Source organism: Mesorhizobium sp. M7A.F.Ca.CA.001.08.2.1 (assembly GCF_003998455.1).
Lineage (GTDB): Bacteria > Pseudomonadota > Alphaproteobacteria > Rhizobiales > Rhizobiaceae > Mesorhizobium > Mesorhizobium ciceri.
Genome location: NZ_RZPW01000028.1, coordinates 1 through 19,210 on the forward strand (window position 1 = coordinate 1; position 19,210 = coordinate 19,210).

Sequence of the window (19,210 nt, forward strand, 5' to 3'; positions counted from 1 at the left end):
CCATTTCCCTCCTATAATATCCCCTCATGAGCGACACAAACGCCTCGTTTCAGGCCGACGAGCCATTCTTTCAGGCGCTACTGACCCCACACCGGTCTTTGGGCCGGACAGGCTTCTTCATCCTGATGGGCGCGCTGCTGTTCGGCTGGCTGGTGACAGGCGCGTTTTTCCTGTCGCGCGGCGCCTGGCCGGTGTTCGGCTTCTTCGGCCTCGACGTGGCCGCCGTCTACATCGCCTTTCGCATCAACTATCGTGCCGCTCGCGCACGCGAAGAAGTCTCGGTCTCGCGCACCAGCCTCGACATCCGCAAGACAGCCCCCTCGGGGAAATCGGAAGCCCATCGCTTCAATCCGTTCTGGGCGCGGTTTTCGGTGGCCCGTCACGCCGAGATCGGCATCACAGGGATGACGGTGGAAGGCGAAGGCCGGAACGTGCCGATCGGATCGTTCCTGGACCCCGATTCCCGCGAGAGTTTTGCCACCGCCTTTTCGCGCGCGCTGGCGACCGCCAAGGCACGCTGAGCCAGCCACGAGCGGCTTTTGGGCTCGAATCCCGTGTCTATCGGGGGATGCGCAGCAAGAAGGCAAGTTTCGGGTGGCGATCGACGCCCCGAGGGGCGATATTCCGGCTCAAGGAGACAATTCCATGAGCACACACACCGCGGTCCTCAAAAAGGACATCACGCCTGAAGGCAGCGACTACGAAATCGTGCGCCGTGCCATCGAGAAGATCAGTCTCGACTATCGTGATCAGCCTTCCCTCGAAGAACTGGCCGAGGAGGTCGGCGAGACGCCGACCGGCTTGCAAAAACTCTTCACCCGCTGGGCCGGCCTGTCGCCCAAGGCCTTCCTGCAGGCGGTGACACTGGACCATGCGCGCAGGCTGCTCGATTCCGGCATGCCGCTGCTCGAGACCTCGTTCGAGCTGGGCATGTCCGGCCCGGGCCGGCTGCATGACCTGTTCGTCACGCATGAGGCGATGTCGCCGGGCGACTACAAGACACGCGGCGCCGGGCTCACCATCCGCTACGGCTTCCATTCCTCGCCGTTCGGCACCGCCCTGATCATGGCCACCGAGCGCGGGCTCGCCGGCCTCGCCTTCAGCGACCCCGGCGAGGAACGCGCCGCCTTCGCCGACATGTCCAGCCGCTGGCCGAACGCCATCTATGTCGAGGACATGACTGCTACCGGCCCCTATGCCGCCCGTATCTTCGATCCGACGCTGTGGCGCCCCGACCAGCCGCTGCATGTCGTCATGATCGGCACCGACTTCCAGGTTCGCGTCTGGGAGGCGCTGCTCAAGATCCCGATGGGCAAGGCCCGCACCTATTCCTCGATCGCGGCCAGCATCGGCGCCCCGTCCGCCAGCCGGGCGGTGGGTGCGGCCAACGGCGCCAATCCGCTCTCCTTCGTGGTGCCTTGTCACCGCGCCATCGGCAAATCCGGCGACCTGACCGGCTATCATTGGGGCCTGACCCGCAAGCGCGCCATTCTGGGCTGGGAAGCCGGGCAGGTGTCGTAATATCGATTTTCTCGATACTGCGAAGAAAAACATGGATATATCGGCACTGATAAGTATAAGCGCGATTTTCACTGTCTTTGCAACCGAGGGCAACCTCCGGTTCCTGTGATTGTTATTTAAGGAATTATTTTAGGTAACTCTAAATTAACCACGATAAAGTGATGATGCCCTCATATTAATCCGGACGATCCGGCTTAATAGGAGGTCCCGATGTCATTGGTTCGCGCCGCCTGCGCCGCAGCTCTGCTGGTTGCCGGCATCGACGAGGTCGCGTTGGCCGCGACGCAGAATGTCATCTTCAATGGGACGATCGCGCCCACCTGCACGCTTGTCGTTGCCACCAACGGCACGATGACGGCCAGTCCCGATCTCCAGTCCCTCAGTTCCCACAACAGCGGCGGCTCGGCTGGAACCGTGACGCTGACGACGACCGGAGGTGTGTCGCTGAGTGTCGACCCGGTCACCACCATGACGGTGCCATCCGCCGACAGCACGTCGACGACCTGGACACCGACCTACTCTGCCGCCGGCGCGCATGCCATCGGTGAGACCGGCTCGGCAACCAGCATCACCACCCCCGGCGCCGACCTCGTTTCGGTCCACCTTGCCGGCACCAAGGGCGGCAGCAATCGCTTCGCCAACGGCAATTATCAGGCAACGGTAACGCTGCGCTGCGAATGACGCGAGCGAAGGAGGGGGTCGTGAAACATGCTCGAATCCTGGCGACGGCACTGGCCGTCGGATTGGCGCCCATTGCCGCCAAGGCCCAATCGATGTCGCCGATGCGTGGCGAGATCAACAGCTTCACCGACGTCTTTGCGGTTCGCGTCTTCCCCGCCAATCCCTACGACCGCAAGATCCGGGTCGAAATCCACGTCTACGATCAGGATTTCCAGCCGGTAGATGCCAGGGTCTCTCCAAATGTCTTCCAACTGGCCTCCCAGGCCTCCCGTTCTGTCCTTGTGGTCGTGCCTTTTGACGGCGCTGCCGAGCGTAAAGTGCGTATCTGTACCGAAAGCATCCCCTTTCCCAATCAACAGACGCAGATAAGGGCACAGATATGCGGAAAGTTTTTTGGGCGCCGCAAGTCCTGACACTGGCGCTCGCGGCTGCTTGGGCGGGTGCCTTGCCGGCCGGGGCCGAGGACGTCTACAACCTCAACCAGAATGAGAGCGGCTTCAACCTGCCGGGCGTCACCTTGCCCCAAGGCCAGGACGAGGTCCATGCCGCGGACGGCACCACCTGCCGTTCCGCCGTCTCCGGTTCCGGCGCCTATGTCGATCTCGGCGTCATCAGAGGCAACAGCCAGTCGAACAATGATGTCGCCACTTACGGCCGCGTGGTGATCCCGATCGGGCGCACGCCGAAGCGCGTCGATTGCAGCCGTCTCTATGAGCTTGAGGTCGAGCGCCTGCAGTTGGAACTGAAGCTCCTCAAAATGGGCCTCGGCGCCGACGGCCAGACGGCGAGCGTGGCCGCCAGCGCTTCCACGGCCGCGTCACCGGGGTGGGCCAATGAAGGCTGGAGCATCAGGACCGGAAATGGTGATGGCAAGAAAAAGAAGAAGCAGTAGCCGCGCGCTGCTTGCGATGGCTGCACTTGCCGGTTCCTGCCTTCCGGTGCAGGCAGCGATCATCGGCACCTGCACTATCGTGGTCGGGGCGTCCGGAACGATGAAGGCCAATCCCGCCATCAGCATACTGGGCTCTAAACAGGCAGGCGGATCGAGCGCCAGCGCCACCGTGGTGGCAAGCTCCCTGTTGTGCTCGATACTTAACTTGCTTGACTGCTATTCGGTTTCGGCGCCGGCGCCTGCCGCATTCTCGTCCGCGCCGAGCGGCGGCGGCACCAACGTGACCTTCGCTTCAGTCTTCCGCCTCGATGGCTCGGGGGTCGATGTCAACGGAAGTGTGCCGCAGAGGGTTGCCAACGGCACCCACGCGATGCAGGTCGACCTCACCGCCACCAGGTCGAGCGGTATCTTTCCCGCCGGCAACTATCAGGGCACGGTCACCGTGCGCTGCGAATAGGCCACGACACCTCAAATCGGACTGGACCATGCGCGTGGTCTGGCAAGCCGCGGCCTTACAGGTTAGCTTTCACGCAATCGGAACGATCTGCGTTCGCCCGGACGCACGAAGACGCTCCGGCATTTTGAATTTGCGTTGCCAGGAGGCCCTGCTTGATTATCGTCATCGGCTCGATCAACCTCGACCTTATCGCCAAGGTCGACCGCTTGCCGAGCCCCGGCGAGACGGTGGGCGGCTCGGCCTTCACCACCGCGCCTGGGGGCAAGGGCGCCAACCAGGCACTGGCCGCCGCACGCGCCGGTGCCGCGGTGCGCATGGTCGGCGCCGTCGGCAGGGACAGCTTCGCAGCCGAGGCACTGGCATTGCTGCGCGACGGCAAGGTCGACCTGTCCGGCGTTGCCGAGACTCACGCCTCGACCGGCACGGCACTGATCATGGTCGCCGACGACGGCGAAAACATCATCGCCGTGGTGCCGGGCGCCAACGCTTCCGTGGTGCCAGGCGATCTCTCCAAGGCCTTTCTGAAAAAAGGCGACGTCGTGCTGCTGCAAAATGAGATTCCGCTGGCCACCGTCGATGCCGCCCTCGACCAGGCAAGGGCGGCCGGCGCCATCGCCGTGCTCAACACGGCGCCTTTCCAGGGGCAAGCAGCCGGCTTTATCGGCAAGGCCGACTATGTCGTCGCCAACGAAACCGAGTTCGACCTCTATGGCGAAGCGCTGTCGCTGCAAGGCCGCGACCGGGCGGCCCGCATGCGCGACTTTGCCGGAAAGACCGGCCGCACCGTCGTCGTCACGCTCGGCGGCGACGGCGTGATGGCGGCGACACCGAGTGATTTCCTCACCGTTCCGGCACGCAAGATCACCCCTGTCGACACGGTCGGCGCCGGCGATACGTTCTGCGGCTATTTCGCCGCCAGCCTGTCGTCGGGCCTCACGCTCGAACAGGCGCTGGCGCGCGCCGGCGCGGCCGGTTCGCTGGCCTGCCTGAAGCCTGGCGCCCAACCGGCGATCCCGCTCGCCAAAGACGTCGATCAGGCGCTGCAGGAAAGCCGTTAAAATGCTGCGCCCTCAAACGAAACATGCCGTGCCGCCGGCAGGCGACATCTGCCGCCTGTCCGCAGTCGAACTCGCCGGCGCGATCCGGGAGAGAGAGCTTTCCGTGCGCGAGGTGGTGGCGGCATTCCTCGACCGCATCGAGGCGGTCAATCCGCTGGTCAACGCCATCGTCTCCTTGCGCGATCGCGCCGATATCCTGCGCGAAGCCGATGCGGCCGATGCCAGCCCGACGCGAGCCAAAACCAACCCGCTCTTCGGCCTGCCGATGGCCATCAAGGACCTCGCCTCGACCACGGGCCTCAGGACCTCTTTCGGCTCGCCGATCTTCGCCGATTTCGTGCCGCAGGAGGACGATTTCTTCGTCGAGCGCATCCGCAATGCCGGCGCCATTATCATCGGCAAGACCAACGTCCCCGAATTCGGGCTTGGTTCCAACACCTACAACGCCGTGTTCGGGCCGACGCTGAACGCCTTCGATCCGGCCCTGACCGCCGGAGGCTCGAGCGGCGGCGCGGCCGTTGCCCTGGCGCTCGACATGGTGCCCCTCGCCGATGGCAGCGACTTTGGCGGCTCGCTGCGCAACCCGGCCGCCTGGAACAATGTTTTTGGCTTCCGCCCGTCGCAAGGACTTGTTCCCGGTGGACCCGATTTCGAAGTCTTCCATGCGCAGATGGGCGTCGACGGGCCGATGGGCCGCAACGTCCGTGACATGGCACTGCTGCTCGATGTGCAGGCCGGCTACCACCCGCACGCGCCATTGTCCTACGAGAAACCCGGCTCGTTCCTCGAAGGGCTTGGAATACCCGCAACTGGTGGCCGCATCGCCTGGCTCGGTGATCTCGGCGGTCATCTGCCGGTAGAAACAGGCATTCTCGGCCTGTGCGAGGCGGCACTTGGCCGCTTTGCGGAAGCGTCCTTCGCGACCGAGCCCCTGCTGCCGGATTTCGATTTCGAAGCGCTGTGGCAGGCCTTCGTGACGCTGCGCCAGGCCAGCAGCGGCTGCGCGCTCAAAACCCACTATGACGATCCCGCAAAGCGCCGCCTGCTCAAGCCGGAAGCCATCTGGGAAGTGGAGAACGCAACGCGGCTGACGGCGCCGCAGATCCGCGCCGCTTCGGTCATCCGCACGTCCTGGCATCGCACGCTTCTGTCGATCTTCGCCCGCTATGATCTGATTGCGCTGCCGACAGCACAGGTCTTCCCCTTCGACATCGATACGCATTGGCCGCGTGAGGTCGCCGGACGCACAATGGACAGCTATCACCGCTGGATGCAGGTTTCCGCCTTCGCGACCTTGGGCGGCTGCCCGGCGGCCAATGTGCCGGTCGGCTTCGACGATAGAGGGCGGCCGATGGGCATGCAGCTGATCGGCCGGCCACGCGGCGACCTTGCCGTGCTCAAGGCGGCGGCCGCCTATGAGGCAACACTGCCCTGGCCGGCCGGCGCCTGAATCGCACGCGTTGGCGTGCCGCGGCGCTTCGCGCACCGGCTTGCATCGCTATCGCCGCCATGCATTGATTATCCTCAGCCGCGCCGCCTCGGCGGTATTCCTGGGGAAAAAGCATGTCGCTCGAACTCTACGCCGCCTATGTCCTCGCTTGCATCGTCATTATCCTGGTGCCCGGTCCGACGGTCACGCTGATCATTGCCAACAGCATCCGCCATGGCTCGCGCGCCGGCCTCGCCAACGTCGCCGGCACGCAGGCCGGGCTTGCCGTGATGATCGCCATCGTCGGCATCGGCCTCAACACGCTGATCGCAGGCATGGGCCACTGGTTCGAATGGGTACGGCTGATCGGTGCCGCCTATCTGATCTGGATGGGTGTGCAGATGTTCCGTTCCAAGGGCACGTTGAATGCCGATGGAACAGCGAGAAAGCCGCGCGGCGGCTTCTTCCTGCAGGGCCTGCTGGTGGCGCTGAGCAACCCCAAGACGCTGATTTTCTTCGGCGCCTTCTTTCCGCAGTTCATTTCGCCGCAAGGCAACTACTCGCTGCAGATCGCCGTCATGGGTCTGACCGCCATGATCTTCGCCGCCTTCTCGGATTCGACTTACGCGCTGGCCGCTGGCCGCGCCGGGCGCCTGCTGTCGGCCGGCCGCATCAAACTCCTGTCGAGGATCAGCGGCAGCTTCATGGTCGGCGGCGGCCTGTGGCTGGCGTTTTCGCGGTCGAAGTAAAGGCGGCCGAGCCGGCGCCGCAAGGAGTTGCAGCACCCTGGAATGGCAACAGATTGAAAGTGTGCTGTCCCACCACCACATGAATCTGGCTTGAGGGATTCATGTCTGTCTTTTGGACTTGGGATGGTTTGAAGAGGAACGCGCCTGGCGTGATCCTCTTTATTGGTGCGTTTGCGGTTATGATCATGTTGGCGGCAAACAAATGGATCAACGACGCCAGCCCGATCCGATCGGTCGACACAGTCGAGGCAAACGTCGAAAGTGTCCGGTTGGACCATGGCCGCGGCATATATCTGGTTTCTATCGAGAACGGTTCGTCTGTCCTTATCGATGACGATCACCCGCATCTGATCGGCTCGCGCACAAACATCGAACGCGTCACGCGCGACAATGGCTTCGTCTTCTACCGATTCGTGAATTGAATCATGGCAACAGTATCTTCTCTCAGAAACCGCCTGCTTCTGTTTCAGGCAGAATACCGAGACGCAGTCATTGGTGTCGTATTCTTCTGCGCACTGCCCCTGGCGGCGCTGATCCCGATTGCGATGAACCAGGACAATCCGGTTGTGGCAACTCAGAGTGTGATGGGCACTATCGAGTATGTGAGGTTAATGCCCATCAATCCGAAGATGGCTGCCGGGCGCGGGCTGTATTACACATACGATGTCCGCCTTGATGGCAACAACGCGGTGACATCATCGATGATGAAGTGGGGATGCCGCACCTTGTCGGTTCGGTCATCCCCATCGAGCGGCAACATCATAAGCGCGGCGGAGACACCTATCGGTTTCTCAATGAGTGAAGACGCGTGCTCACAAGTTCAGTTCTGTTCTGACGGTCAGTTAAGCCGCCCCAGCCTCTCCACTAGCAAGGCGAAAAACGCATCATGGTCGATGTCGCGCATCACCATGGCGTTCTTCGGCCGTTTGGTGACGCCCCACCAGTCGATCACGGTCATGCCCATGGTCAGTTCCGAGGCGGTTTCCACGCTGACGTTGCAGTTGCGGCCCTTGAACAGGTCCGGCTTCAACAGATAGGCGATGACGCAAGGATCGTGCAGCGGGCCACCGTCGGTGCCGTATTTCTCTTCATCGAAGCGCTCGAAGAACTCCAGCATCTCCGCAGTGGCGGTGCCGACCCTGGTGCCCAGCGCGCGGAAGGCCTGCGTGCGCTTGGCGGTGGTCAGCGCCTTGTGGGTGACGTCGAGAGGCATCATGACGATCGGAATGCCGGATTTGAGCACGACATCTGCGGCCTGCGGGTCGACATAGATGTTGAATTCGGCGGTCGGGGTGACATTGCCGCCTTCGAAGAAGCCGCCGCCCATCAGCACGATTTCCTTGATGCGCGGTGCGATGCGCGGCTCGCGGATCAGCGCCAGCGCAATGTTGGTGAGCGGGCCGAGCGCGCAAAGCGTGATCGTGCCGCTTTCTTCGCTCATCAGCGTCTGGACGATGAAATCGACCGCGTACTGGTCCTGCAGCTTCATCGTCGGTTCGGGCAATTGCGGACCGTTGAGGCCGGTCTTGCCATGCACTTCCTCGGCGGTGACCAGTTCGCGCGTCAGGGGCCGGATGGCACCGGCATAGACCTTGATGTCCGGGCGGCCGGCCAGCTCGCAGATCTTGCGGGCATTCTTTTCGGTAAGCTTCAGCGGCACGTTGCCGGCAACGGCTGATATGCCGACGATCTCCAGTTCGGAGCTGCCGAGCGCCAGCAATATGGCGACGGCATCATCCTGGCCGGGATCCGTGTCGATGATGATCTTGCGTGACTGGGGCATTTCAATTCCTTGTTTGGCGAGGTCGTGGACTTGCATCGATCCGATCGGAACATCCAAATGACGCCGAAGCGGCCGCGAGCTGCCAGGCCGAACCGCTCGACCGGGGAAGACAATCCCGACCCGCGCGCTTTTCCTTGCATCTGCTCGCCGTTTCAAGCGCCATGTCTGTCATTCCTGTGAGTCCACGGCCTGGTCTTTTTGGGCGGGTCTGTTGACGGCTTGAACTTGGTCGCGGGGCGGACCATATCAAGGCCATCGGGAAAAATGCCATCTGGGTTTTTCCACTTTATGTCGCTCTTGAGAGGACAGTGTAACATGAGCCGAATGACGCCCTTTTCCAGCCCGCTTCTGCTTGGTTTCGACGCCATGGAAAAGACCCTGGAACGCCTGGCGAAGTCCGGTGACAGCTACCCTCCCTACAACATCGAACGCCTCAGCGGCGCCGACGGCAAAACCGAAAGGTTGCGCATCACATTGGCGGTCGCCGGTTTCGCCGAAAGCGATCTCGATGTCACCACGGAGGAAAACCAGTTGGTCGTGCGCGGCCGTCAGACCGACGACACCGAGCGCGAATTTCTTCATCGCGGCATCGCCGCGCGCCAGTTCCAGCGCTGTTTCGTGCTGGCCGACGGCATGCGGGTGATCGCAGCGGAGTTGAAGAACGGCCTTTTGGCGATCGACCTCGATCGGCCGGAGTCCGAACGGCTGGTACGGAAAATAAACATATCGGTGAAAGACTGATCTTTACCGATGGCTCTCATGCGGGATGGCCTTGAGCGGCGTCCTCGCGCCAAGGAGGCTTTGAAATGACCAGAACTGAAACTATCACCATGACCAATGGCGAATTCGCTCATCTCGGCGAGGGCTCGGTCGCTTATCTCAGAAAGGTCTCGAGCGACGAATTGCTCGGCCGTTTCCCCAATCTCGGCGAAATCGCTCCCGGCATGGAACTGTGGGCGCTGTTTGCCGCCAATGGCCAGCCGATCCTGCTTTCCGACGCGCGTGACCGCGCACTGGCCGGTGCCATGGAAAACGACCTGACCACGGTCGCCATCCACTAAGGCCCAGCGCGCCGCCCTGTTAGGCGCGACCAGCAGGCTCAAACGCATAGGGCCGCCCGTGGCGGCCCTTGAATGTCGTCTCACCAGAAAAATCAGGCCGCGTGCGAGGCCTGGGTGTCCGATAAAAGCGCGTGGATAGCCGCGGCGTCGCGCGTACCCCTGATCTTGGCCACCGTGTCGGCGTCACGCAGCACTCGAGCGATGCGCGACAGTGCCTTGAGGTGATCGGCGCCCGCCCCTTCCGGCGCCAGCAGCAGAAACACCAGATCGACGGGCTGATCGTCCAGCGATTCGAAATCGACAGGCGTCTCCAGCCGGGCGAAAACACCTGCGATGCGCTTCACGCCGGCCAGCTTGCCGTGCGGGATGGCGATGCCGTTGCCGACGCCGGTCGAACCCAGCCGCTCACGCTGCAGGATGGTGTCGAACACCTCCCGCTCCGGAATGCCGGAAATCGCCGCCGCCCGTTCGGACAGCAATTGCAGCAGCTGCTTCTTGGAGTTCGCCTTCAACGCCGGCAATATCGCCGGAACGTTGATAAGATCGCTCAGATCCATGCTTGAAAATCCCTTGTTCGCCTGCCGTCACCAGTCCTCACCCCTCGTGCGGCCGGCTCTTATCCCAGTGCGACCTCGTCGTCACCGTGCGACCCTTGTCGTCACCGTGCGACCGTTGTCGTCACGCTTGTGCGACCTTGGTCGTCGACGGGTCGATCCAACCGATATTTCCATCGGGTCGGCGATAGACGATGTTGAGATGGTCGGTTCCCGCGTTGCGGAAGACGAAGACCGGGCTGTCCTTGGTGTCGAGCTCGATGACCGCCGACGCCACCGACATGGTCTTCAGCGTCATGGTTGATTCGGCGACGATGGCCGGCGCGAAATTCTCCGGAATGTCCTCGTCGTCATCGGCAAGCGGCGCCATCACCGTGTAGGCTATGTCGGTTGGCTGGCCGTTGGCGGCGCCCGAATTGTGCGATTTCAGCCGGCGCTTGTAGCGCCTCAGGCGGGTTTCCAGACGGTCCGCCGCCGCCTCGAAGGCAAGCGTCGGATCCTGGGCATCGCCGGTGGCCTGCAGCGAAGCGCCGGAATCCAGCCGGATCATGCAATCCGCCGAATAGCGCGAGCCCGATTTGATGACCGTGACATGTCCGGCAAAGCCGCGATCGAAATATTTGCCGATCGCTTCGCCGACACGATCGTTGATGCGTGTCCGAAACGCATCGCCGATGTCCATGTGTTTTCCCGATATGCGCAGATTCATCTGAAAACTGACCTTCCTTGCTCAGGCTTCAAACTGGCCCGAGTTTATACTCGTGATCCGTGCGCACAAGCTTTGCGGCGTCACTTGCGCCGATTTTAAATCCAGACTTTCCGGTTGATCACAAGCCGCCCTTTGACCGTCCCGAGGCCAACGTCGTGACGGACCATCCGCATGCGGGCATCTAGCCCGTCTCATGCGGGCGGGCTTCTAGCCAGTTCACCGCGGCTTGTCAATGAAGTGCTGGCTTGTGGAAAATCGACCCGCCTCAGCGCCCGGCGCTGGCCATCGCACGTTTCTCGCGCCGGCGCTGCACCGAGGAGGGGATATTCATGCCTTCCCGGTACTTGGCGACCGTACGCCTTGCAATGTCGACGCCACTTTCGCGCAACATGTCGACGATTGCATCGTCGGAAAGCACGTCGACGGGCTTCTCCTCGTCGATCAACTGCTTGATGCGGTCACGCACGGCTTCCGAGGAGTGCGCATCGCCGCCGCCCGATGCGGCGATCGAGGCGGTGAAGAAATAGCGAAGCTCGAACACGCCGCGCGGCGTCAGCATGTATTTATTGGCTGTGACCCGGCTGACGGTCGATTCGTGCATGCCGATGGCGTCGGCCACCGTGCGCAGATTGAGCGGCTTCAGCTGCCGCACGCCATGGACGAGGAAGGCGTCCTGCTGGCGAACGATTTCCGAAGCGACCTTGAGGATGGTCTTTGCCCGCTGGTCGAGGCTGCGCGTCAGCCAGTTGGCGTTCTGCAGGCATTCGGCCAGAAAATCCTTTTCCGCCTGGTTCTTGGCCTGCGGAGAGACCTGGGCGAAATAGATATGGTCGACCAACACCCGCGGCAGCGTTTCGGCATTGAGTTCGACCGTCCAGCTGCCGTCATTGGCCGCGCGCACCTCGACATCGGCGACGATCGCGTCGCTGGCGCCGCCCGAAAACGCCATGCCCGGCCGGGGATCGAGCGCCCGGATTTCGGCCAGCATGTCGAGCAGATCCTCCTCGTCGACACCGCAGATCCGTTTCAATGCGTGAAAATCGCGCCGTGCCAGGAGTTCGAGATTGGCGACCAGCGCCTTCATCGCCGGATCGAGCCGGCTCCGCACGGCAAGCTGCAGCGACAGGCATTCGGCCAGGTCGCGGGCAAACAGGCCGGCCGGCTCGAAGGTCTGACACACCGCCAGCACCTTCGCCACGGCGGCGGCATCCGCACCGAGACGAGCGGCGATCTCGGCCAGATCGGCACGCAGGTAGCCGGTCTCGTCAAGGCCGTCGGCGAGGTCGGCGGCGATCAGACGTGCAGCCGGATCGGCGAAGGCTAGCGCCACCTGTTCACCGACATGGTCGCGCAGCGTGATCGCAGCAGTCGCCATATCGCCGGCGTCAAACCACTCGGATGAGGAACCCGCGCCATTGCCGGAAGCCGATTTCCATTGCGCCGTCAGGTCGGGACCGAGCCGCTCGCTGGTGCCCGGGTCGTCGGGAAACAGGTTTTCCAGCGACGTGTCGAGCTTGTCCGAGATCGCCTCCGCGCTCCACTGCGTCTCGTTTTCGAACCAGTCGCCTTCGGGGGCGGCTTGCGGCTCCGCCTCGATCTTCTGCGCCTGGTCGCTGGCGGCATCGTCCTGCGGCTCGGCGCGCTCCAGCAGCGGATTGCGCTCGATTTCCTCGTCGATGAAATGCTCGAGTTCGACATGGGTGAACTGCAGCAGCCGAATCGACTGCATCAGTTGCGGCGTCATCACCAGCGACTGCGATTGTCGTAGCTGTAGTTTGGCCGCCAACGCCATGGTTCGGTTTCAAACGCCTCGTCTACGCATCCGGACTTCCGGAAAGGAATTTTGCAGCCGGCCATAGAAACTGGCCCGGCTTTTGCTTGTCAAGGCAATTGGTAGCAAAACTCGCTTACCGGAGCGTTATCTCGGAGCAAAATCGACGAAAAAGCGCCGCGCGAACCGCAAAAATCGTGTCAGGAAACAAATTTCACGCTCAGAGGGTGAAACCCTCGCCGAGGTAAAGTCGCCGCACATCCGGGTTTGCCACCACTTCGTCGGCCCTTCCATGGGTCAGCACCTGGCCGGCATGGATGATGTAGGCGCGGTCGATGAGGCCGAGCGTTTCGCGCACATTGTGATCGGTGATGAGGACGCCGATGCCGCGCGCCGTCAGGTGGCGCACCAGTTGCTGGATATCCGCGACGGCGATCGGATCGATGCCGGCGAAAGGCTCGTCGAGCAGCATGTAGGCCGGACGCGTCGCCAGCGCTCGCGCGATTTCCAAGCGTCGCCGCTCGCCGCCCGAAAGCGACATGGATGGCGCCTTGCGCAGATGGCTGATGTGGAATTCCTCGAGCAGTTCGTCGAGATTGCGCTCGCGCACCTTGCGGTCCTTTTCGACCACTTCCAGCACGGCGCGGATATTCTGCTCGACATTGAGGCCGCGGAAGATCGATGCTTCCTGCGGCAGATAGCCGATGCCGAGGCGTGCGCGACGGTACATCGGCATCGACGTGACATCGAAGCCGTCGATCTCGATCGTGCCTTCATCCACCGGCACCAGGCCGGTAACCATATAGAAACAGGTCGTTTTGCCGGCGCCGTTGGGGCCGAGCAGTCCAACGGCCTCTCCGGCGCGCACGCCGATGGTAACGCCGCTGACGACCTTGCGGCCCTTGTAGCTCTTGGTCAGCCCCTTGGCGATCAGGGTTCCCTTGAACTTTCCCGCATCGACGGTCACCGTGGCCGGCGCCGAAAGCTTGCCGGCGGCCCGTCCCGGAAGACGCGCCGTCAGCGACGACAGGCTGGCCATCAGGGGTTCGTCGCTCCCGATTTCGGCGGCGGCGTGATCGACATCTGGACACGTTGCCCAGCGCATGGATCCACCTGAGCCAGCCCGCTTTTCATCTGCACGGTAAGCTTGCAGCCCACCAGAACGTTGTCGTTTTGCGACAGAACGACCTTTTTGCCCGAAAGCACCAGCACCTGGCTCTTCATATCGAAACTGCCTTGATCGCCGGTCGCGATCTGCGCATCCGACTTGATATAGACCTTGTCGGAGATCTCCAGGTGGTCGATGTTGGCCGAGCCCGTCATCGCAGCACCCGCGGCCTCCGTGCCCTTGGCAGCGGCGTTGGGGTCCTTGACGTAGTAGACCGTCATCTTGCCGGCCTTCATCAATGTCGGCCCCTGGACGACGCTGACATTGCCCGTGAAGATGGCGACACTGTCGGCCTGGCGGACTTCCAGCTTGTCGCTCTCGATCTGGATCGGCTTGTCGCCGGACAGTTTGAGGCCTGATTGACTGGTCGTCTGCGCCCATGACGGCACGAGTCCGAGCAGCAGCAACGCTGAAGTTGCAGCCGCGAGCCGCGTCGAACTACTGAGCCGCATTGGTTTCTCCGCTGTTTCCCTGTGCCGCCTTCAGGGCGGCGGAATCGATGTTGACGCGCACTTTGTTCTCGAAAACCAGAATCTTGCCATTGTCCTGGACCGACATCGTATCCGCCGTGATCCGCGACCCGCCACGGCTGACATCGACGGGATCTCCTGTCTTCATAGTGCCTTTGCCCATGTCGAGGAAGACCGATTTGAACTTGGCCTGCATGCCGTCGGTCGTGGTGATCGTCACGTCACTGGTCAGGTTCATCGTATTGCCGTCGCGATCGTAGGTGCCGTGCGAGGCCTTGACCGCCGCCACATTGTCGGACGCGATCGGCACCTTGGCGTCGATGCCTTCCAGCTCGATGATACCTTGCGTGCTGACATCCTGAATGGCACGCAGCGCCGTCATCGAATAAGGCTGCTTCTGCTTGGTGAAACCGTTGAGCTTGGGATTGGCCATCACCAGCTTGCCGTTGGAAAAGGCAGTGCCTTCCGCCTGAATCTTCACCGAGACGGGTGCGGCGAGATAGGAGTAGACCGGGAAAGCGACCGCTATCAGTGCTGCGGCCACCGGCACGGCAAATTTGAGAACGCGCACGCGGCGCGAATGACGCTGTGCACGGTCGAAAGCATCGCCGCGCGTCCGGCCGTCCGCCGGGGGAGCCAACACCGCCTCGGCGTCGGTCGGTTCAATCGGTCGCGCTAACATTCACTGCTTTCTTCTAACCCTGCCCGCCCTTGGGCACCGCCTATAGGTGGGACGCCGGCGCTTTCAAGCAAGCACAAGCCCACGAAAACTGCAAAAATGTGACAGCCGCCTTTGTACAGACGAAAACGAAGTCCGCACAACTGCGTGTTCTCCATAGCAGAAACAGACACGCGGCGTAAAATTTATCAGCCATCGGTCTCGTCGCCCGACCTGGTGGCGATTGCACGAATATGTGAGCAGACCGACGCCTGGAGAGGGCCCGACCCGGCCCCGTCGACTGCCGACGCGGATAGCCACCTCACGTCCAGGCGCCGACTTGTCTCGCCATGCGCAAAAGAGAACTGCTTCCAGATGGGAGGATCATGGTCTAAAAGCGTCTCCTCCCGCCGACTGAAAGGCTGACCATGGCACTGAGAGCCGACGACCTGATCGACCGCCGCCGTTTGCGGCGCAAGCTGACATTCTGGCGCGTCGTCGCCATAGGCATCATAGCCCTTGGGGTGATTGCGCTTTCAACCTGGTTCTATGGCGACGATTTCGGCGGCTCGACGGTCGACCATATTGCCAAGGTCAAGATCGAAGGCACGATCACCGAGGACGAGGAACTGATCAAGCGGCTGGAAACCATCCGTCTTTCATCGAAGGTGAAAGGCGTGATCCTGTCGATCGATTCGCCTGGCGGCACCACCGTTGGCGGTGAATCGATCTATGAAGAAGTGCGCAAGCTGGCCGCCGACAAGCCGGTGGTGGCGGAAGTCGGCACGCTCGCCGCATCGGCGGGCTATATGATCGCCAGTGCCGCAGATCACATCGTTGCCCGCAAGACCTCGATCGTCGGCTCGATCGGCGTGCTGATCCAGTATCCCGACGTCAGCGGCCTGATGGACAAACTCGGCGTCAAGCTGGAGGAGGTGAAATCCTCGCCGCTGAAAGCCGCGCCCTCTCCCTTCAAGCCGACCAATGACGACGAGCGCGCCATGGTTCGCAAGCTCATCCTCGACAGTTACAACTGGTTCGTCGACATCGTCGCCGAACGCCGCAAGATGAGCCGCGAACAAGCGCTGGTGCTTGCCGACGGCTCGATATTCACCGGTCGCCAGGGCGTTGCCAACGGGCTGATCGACGCCGTCGGTGGCGAGACCGTGGCGGTCGACTGGCTGGCGACCAAGGGCGTCGATGCCAAGCTCAAGGTCGTCGAGTGGAAGGATACCGAACGGCGCAGCGGCTTCCTGTTCTCGAAAGCGATGGCGCAAACGATCGGCAGTGCGCTCGGCCTGCCCGCCTGCAGCAGCGACGTCATCCATGAACTCGGAGCCGACCGCTTGTTTCTTGACGGTCTCGTTTCCGTCTGGCACCCTTGTGAAGCCGTTTGGGGCAAGTGAAAAAAGCAAATAAAATCATCCTCATAATTTTGACCGCACTGCTTTCACGGGGACCCGTCTCATGATCAAGTCCGAACTTGTGCAGATTATTGCCACGCGCAATCCGCATCTTTTCCTGCGCGACGTCGAAAACATCGTCGGCGCGATCTTTGATGAAATCACCGACGCCCTTGCCGAAGGCAACCGGGTCGAGTTGCGTGGCTTCGGCGCTTTTTCGGTGAAAAATCGTCCCGCGCGCACCGGACGCAATCCGCGCACCGGCGAATCCGTCGAGGTCGAGGAGAAATGGGTGCCGTTCTTCAAGACCGGCAAGGAACTGCGTGAAAGGCTGAACGGCGGCAAGTAGGCGCGACGCCAGCGCCTGACGGCCTTTCGGACAGGCCAGCTTCCGACGGAAAACATCATGTTCAATCGCTTCATCCTCATCGCGATCTTCGTGCCCCTGGCGATCATCCTGATCGCACTCGCTGTCGCCAACCGCGAACTGGTCGCCTTCACGCTGGACCCCTTCAATCCCGGCAATCCGAAGCTGACCTTGACTTTGCCGCTGTTCATCTTCCTGTTCCTGGCGCTCGCCATCGGCATGATCGTCGGCAGTCTGGCTACGTGGGTCAAACAGGGTCGCTATCGCAAGCTGGCGCGCCAGCGCGGCGTCGAAGCCGAGAACCTGCGCCAGGCGGTCAGCCGTGCGCCGGCGGTATCACAAAGCCAGGCACCGGGGTCCGCCCAAGGGGCAGCATTGCCGAAGCCGACCGCTTGAGCCGCCAATCGGCGGTTTTGTCCTCACGGAGTTTTTCATGCTGACCATTTCGGCCGCAGAGGTCGACCATGCGCTGACCTTTCCCGGACTGGTCGAGACGCTGCGCATGGCGTTTCGCGACGGTGCGGTGCAGCCGGTCAGGCATCATCATACGATCGAGCGGCCCGATGGTGCCGCCTCCACACTGCTTTTGATGCCGGCCTGGACCGATCTCAACGCGGCCGGCACGTCGGCCGGCGGTCACGTCGGCGTCAAGATCGTCACCGTGTCGCCCGACAACAATGCCATCGGCAAGCCCGCGGTGATGGGGCTCTATCTTCTGCTCAACGGCGCCACCGGCGAACCCGAGGCCCTGATCGACGGCCAGCGGCTGACACAATGGCGCACCGCCTGTGCTTCGGCGCTCGCGGCCTCCTATCTCGCCCGCGACGATGCCTCGCGGCTGCTTGTGGTCGGCGCCGGCGCGCTGTCGCCCTTCCTCGCCAAGGCGCACTCGGCCGTGCGGCCCATCAAGACCATCCGCATCTGGAACCGCACCCCGGCCAATGCCGAGAAAGTCGCGGCCGATCTGTGCGCCCAGGGCTTCGCGGCCAGCGCGGCAAGCGATCTCGATACGGAGCTTGGGCAGGCCGACATCGTCTCCTCGGCGACGATCACGACCACGCCGTTGATCAAGGGCGCATTGTTGCGGCCGGGAACCCATGTCGACCTGGTCGGCGGCTTTACGCCGACGATGCGCGAGAGCGATGACGATGCGATCAGGCTTGCCCGCGTCTATGTCGACACCCGCGCCGGCGCCACCAAGGAAGCCGGCGACATCGTCCAACCGCTGGCCTCCGGCGTGCTGAAACCGGAAGCCATCGTCGCCGATCTGCACGAATTGGCGCGCGGCCGGAAGAAGGGCCGCGAGAGCGCCGGTGAGATCACGCTGTTCAAGTCGGTCGGAGCGGCGCTCGAGGATCTTGCCGCCGGCGTTGCCGTCTACAAGGCGCTCACGGCCTAGTTTACCGTTGCACCCATTTCGGCGCCCATCGCCTCGGCGATCACACGAAAATCGTGATCCCCGATTTCAAAAAGGCCAAAGCGAAGCTGATAACCCCAGTTCGACTTGGCCACGGTGAAGTCCAGCCTGTCGAGCAGCGGCTTGATCGGCGCTTCCTCGGCCTTGGCCCATGCCACATCGCGGCGGAACGGCGTGAAGCCGGCGCCCATATCGCCCTGATAAGGCTCGCCTTCCCGCACGATGCCTATCGCCGTGAAAGCCTGCAGGCCGTCTTTGTCGCCCAAAACAGTGGTCGGCGAATAGTAGACGACGCCATCACCCGGCTTGACGCGACGCAGCGGTGCCGCCTTGCCGTGGTTGACCTGCATGAAGCCGGCTGTGCGACCACGCCGGACATGCTCGGCCGACGCCACCGCTATCCAATACGCGCTCATTTCTGTTCCCCATTGGCCTGTTCCCCGTCGGACAGCCAGTAGACGCGCAGGCGATGATTGTCGGGATCGAGCGCGACAAAAGTGCGGCCGAAATCCATGTCGGTCGGCGTCTGCAGGATCTTCAGCCCGCGCCCGGACCAGTCGGCATGGGCGGCATCGACCGCATCGGGCGTATCCAGCGCAAACACGATTTCGGCGCCACCGCCTGACGTGGCGGCTGCCGGCTCCACCGTATGGCGCGACCACAGGCCGAGCTTGAAGCCGGCATCGAGCACGAACAGCACGAAGGTCGGCGAACTTTCGACCGGCTCACGACCGAGCAGCGCGCTGTAGAAGGCACCGCTCTGCTGCGGCTGGTCGACATAGAGGATGACGAAATTCGGGGTGACCATATCTGCTCTCCAAGGTTCGGTGTTTCGACTTGGCGAACATAAGATAGGCTACTGTCAGAATATGGCAGCAGTCATCGCGAACCACGCGGCTTGTCGAGCGTCGTTCGCCATTCCTTGAGCAGCGCCTGGCGACGACGCGGATAGCGCGTGTCCATTGCTTGGAGTTCGGCGATGCGATCGGCGCGAAAATGCCGGAAATCCTGCCGCATCTCGCACCACGCCACCACCACCCGCACCTTGTCGAAGAAGCCCAG

Annotated in this window: 26 protein-coding genes; 16 read left to right on the forward strand and 10 right to left on the reverse strand. The window is 62.5% G+C overall.

The features are described 5' to 3' along the window. Positions 1–26 precede the first annotated feature (26 nt). The 10 genes from EN914_RS03385 (at position 27) to EN914_RS03430 (ending at position 7,209) form a co-directional block, all read left to right on the forward strand. The gene (locus EN914_RS03385; RefSeq protein WP_024502816.1) at positions 27–521 is read left to right on the forward strand and encodes a DUF2244 domain-containing protein; all 495 of its coding nucleotides are present in this window, start codon (positions 27–29) and stop codon (positions 519–521) included. A 124-nt stretch (positions 522–645) separates the two neighbouring features. Further along, positions 646–1,521: a bifunctional helix-turn-helix domain-containing protein/methylated-DNA--[protein]-cysteine S-methyltransferase gene (locus tag EN914_RS03390; protein WP_024502817.1), complete on the forward strand. Its 876-nt coding sequence runs from the start codon at positions 646–648 to the stop codon at positions 1,519–1,521. 210 nt (positions 1,522–1,731) lie between these two features. Beyond that, positions 1,732–2,202, forward strand: coding sequence for a hypothetical protein (locus EN914_RS03395; RefSeq protein ID WP_024502818.1), 471 nt, complete (start codon positions 1,732–1,734; stop codon positions 2,200–2,202). 20 nt (positions 2,203–2,222) lie between these two features. Beyond that, the gene (locus EN914_RS03400; RefSeq protein WP_013529600.1) at positions 2,223–2,615 is read left to right on the forward strand and encodes a hypothetical protein; all 393 of its coding nucleotides are present in this window, start codon (positions 2,223–2,225) and stop codon (positions 2,613–2,615) included. Beyond that, positions 2,582–3,094 (forward strand): hypothetical protein, encoded by a 513-nt coding sequence (locus EN914_RS03405; RefSeq protein WP_024502819.1) that lies wholly within the window; start codon positions 2,582–2,584, stop codon positions 3,092–3,094. Before EN914_RS03400 ends, EN914_RS03405 begins: the two co-directional genes overlap by 34 nt. After that, the gene (locus EN914_RS03410) at positions 3,069–3,551 is read left to right on the forward strand and encodes a hypothetical protein (protein ID WP_024502820.1); all 483 of its coding nucleotides are present in this window, start codon (positions 3,069–3,071) and stop codon (positions 3,549–3,551) included. The genes EN914_RS03405 and EN914_RS03410 overlap by 26 nt, the downstream gene beginning before the upstream one ends. 152 nt (positions 3,552–3,703) lie before the next feature. Next, positions 3,704–4,609, forward strand: a complete 906-nt coding sequence (locus EN914_RS03415; RefSeq protein WP_024502821.1) for a ribokinase — start codon at positions 3,704–3,706, stop codon at positions 4,607–4,609. Between the two features lies 1 nt (position 4,610). Further along, a complete protein-coding gene (locus EN914_RS03420) occupies positions 4,611–6,059 on the forward strand; it encodes an amidase (RefSeq protein WP_024502822.1) in 1,449 nt (482 codons plus the stop codon). Positions 6,060–6,172: 113 nt separating this feature from the next. Beyond that, positions 6,173–6,787, forward strand: coding sequence for a LysE family translocator (locus tag EN914_RS03425; protein ID WP_013529595.1), 615 nt, complete (start codon positions 6,173–6,175; stop codon positions 6,785–6,787). A 101-nt stretch (positions 6,788–6,888) separates the two neighbouring features. Then, positions 6,889–7,209 (forward strand): hypothetical protein, encoded by a 321-nt coding sequence (locus EN914_RS03430; RefSeq protein ID WP_013529594.1) that lies wholly within the window; start codon positions 6,889–6,891, stop codon positions 7,207–7,209. A 416-nt stretch (positions 7,210–7,625) separates the two neighbouring features. Here the strand turns inward: EN914_RS03430 and EN914_RS03440 are convergent, their stop codons facing one another. Further along, a complete protein-coding gene (locus EN914_RS03440; protein WP_024502823.1) occupies positions 7,626–8,570 on the reverse strand; it encodes a nucleoside hydrolase in 945 nt (314 codons plus the stop codon). A 315-nt stretch (positions 8,571–8,885) separates the two neighbouring features. On the opposite strand from EN914_RS03440, the gene EN914_RS03445 reads away from it, so the two are divergent. Together EN914_RS03445 and EN914_RS03450 are read left to right on the forward strand one after the other, a co-directional pair. Further along, positions 8,886–9,311 (forward strand): Hsp20 family protein, encoded by a 426-nt coding sequence (locus tag EN914_RS03445; protein WP_013529591.1) that lies wholly within the window; start codon positions 8,886–8,888, stop codon positions 9,309–9,311. Between the two features lie 65 nt (positions 9,312–9,376). Beyond that, on the forward strand, positions 9,377–9,631 hold the full coding sequence (locus EN914_RS03450) for a DUF1150 family protein (protein ID WP_013529590.1): 255 nt from the start codon (positions 9,377–9,379) through the stop codon (positions 9,629–9,631). A gap of 92 nt (positions 9,632–9,723) precedes the next feature. Here EN914_RS03450 and ptsN read toward each other — a convergent pair whose 3' ends face one another. The 6 genes from ptsN to lptC form a co-directional block, all read right to left on the reverse strand. Beyond that, a complete protein-coding gene (gene ptsN, locus EN914_RS03455; RefSeq protein ID WP_013529589.1) occupies positions 9,724–10,188 on the reverse strand; it encodes a PTS IIA-like nitrogen regulatory protein PtsN in 465 nt (154 codons plus the stop codon). Between the two features lie 121 nt (positions 10,189–10,309). Further along, positions 10,310–10,894, reverse strand: a complete 585-nt coding sequence (gene hpf / locus EN914_RS03460; RefSeq protein ID WP_013529588.1) for a ribosome hibernation-promoting factor, HPF/YfiA family — start codon at positions 10,892–10,894, stop codon at positions 10,310–10,312. 265 nt (positions 10,895–11,159) lie between these two features. Next, entirely contained in the window at positions 11,160–12,686 is a 1,527-nt protein-coding gene (gene rpoN / locus EN914_RS03465; RefSeq protein ID WP_024502824.1) for an RNA polymerase factor sigma-54, read from the reverse strand. A gap of 199 nt (positions 12,687–12,885) precedes the next feature. Next, positions 12,886–13,704: an LPS export ABC transporter ATP-binding protein gene (gene lptB, locus EN914_RS03470; RefSeq protein ID WP_013529586.1), complete on the reverse strand. Its 819-nt coding sequence runs from the start codon at positions 13,702–13,704 to the stop codon at positions 12,886–12,888. After that, entirely contained in the window at positions 13,704–14,285 is a 582-nt protein-coding gene (locus tag EN914_RS03475; protein ID WP_013529585.1) for an LptA/OstA family protein, read from the reverse strand. Before EN914_RS03475 ends, lptB begins: the two co-directional genes overlap by 1 nt. After that, a complete protein-coding gene (gene lptC, locus EN914_RS03480) occupies positions 14,272–14,985 on the reverse strand; it encodes an LPS export ABC transporter periplasmic protein LptC (protein WP_013529584.1) in 714 nt (237 codons plus the stop codon). The genes EN914_RS03475 and lptC overlap by 14 nt, the downstream gene beginning before the upstream one ends. Positions 14,986–15,389: 404 nt before the next feature. Here lptC and sppA point away from each other — a divergent pair, with 404 nt between their 5' ends. The 4 genes from sppA to EN914_RS03500 all read left to right on the forward strand — a co-directional run bounded on the left by sppA (position 15,390) and on the right by EN914_RS03500 (position 18,130). Beyond that, complete coding sequence (gene sppA / locus EN914_RS03485; RefSeq protein WP_024502825.1) at positions 15,390–16,367, forward strand: signal peptide peptidase SppA; 978 nt, start codon at positions 15,390–15,392, stop codon at positions 16,365–16,367. Between the two features lie 61 nt (positions 16,368–16,428). After that, entirely contained in the window at positions 16,429–16,713 is a 285-nt protein-coding gene (locus tag EN914_RS03490; protein WP_006200394.1) for an integration host factor subunit beta, read from the forward strand. Positions 16,714–16,770: 57 nt separating this feature from the next. Continuing rightward, positions 16,771–17,127 carry a DUF1049 domain-containing protein gene (locus EN914_RS03495; protein ID WP_024502826.1) on the forward strand — a complete coding sequence of 119 codons (357 nt, stop codon included), beginning with the start codon at positions 16,771–16,773 and terminating at the stop codon, positions 17,125–17,127. Positions 17,128–17,164: 37 nt separating this feature from the next. Continuing rightward, complete coding sequence (locus EN914_RS03500; RefSeq protein ID WP_024502827.1) at positions 17,165–18,130, forward strand: ornithine cyclodeaminase family protein; 966 nt, start codon at positions 17,165–17,167, stop codon at positions 18,128–18,130. Here EN914_RS03500 and EN914_RS03505 read toward each other — a convergent pair. The 3 genes from EN914_RS03505 to EN914_RS03515 form a co-directional block, all read right to left on the reverse strand. Then, positions 18,127–18,564: an EVE domain-containing protein gene (locus tag EN914_RS03505; protein ID WP_024502828.1), complete on the reverse strand. Its 438-nt coding sequence runs from the start codon at positions 18,562–18,564 to the stop codon at positions 18,127–18,129. The genes EN914_RS03500 and EN914_RS03505 overlap by 4 nt on opposite strands. Beyond that, the gene (locus tag EN914_RS03510; protein ID WP_024502829.1) at positions 18,561–18,956 is read right to left on the reverse strand and encodes a VOC family protein; all 396 of its coding nucleotides are present in this window, start codon (positions 18,954–18,956) and stop codon (positions 18,561–18,563) included. The genes EN914_RS03505 and EN914_RS03510 overlap by 4 nt, the downstream gene beginning before the upstream one ends. A gap of 71 nt (positions 18,957–19,027) precedes the next feature. Continuing rightward, the coding region (locus EN914_RS03515) for a WYL domain-containing protein (protein ID WP_127389000.1) at positions 19,028–19,210 on the reverse strand (183 nt) is incomplete at its 5' end.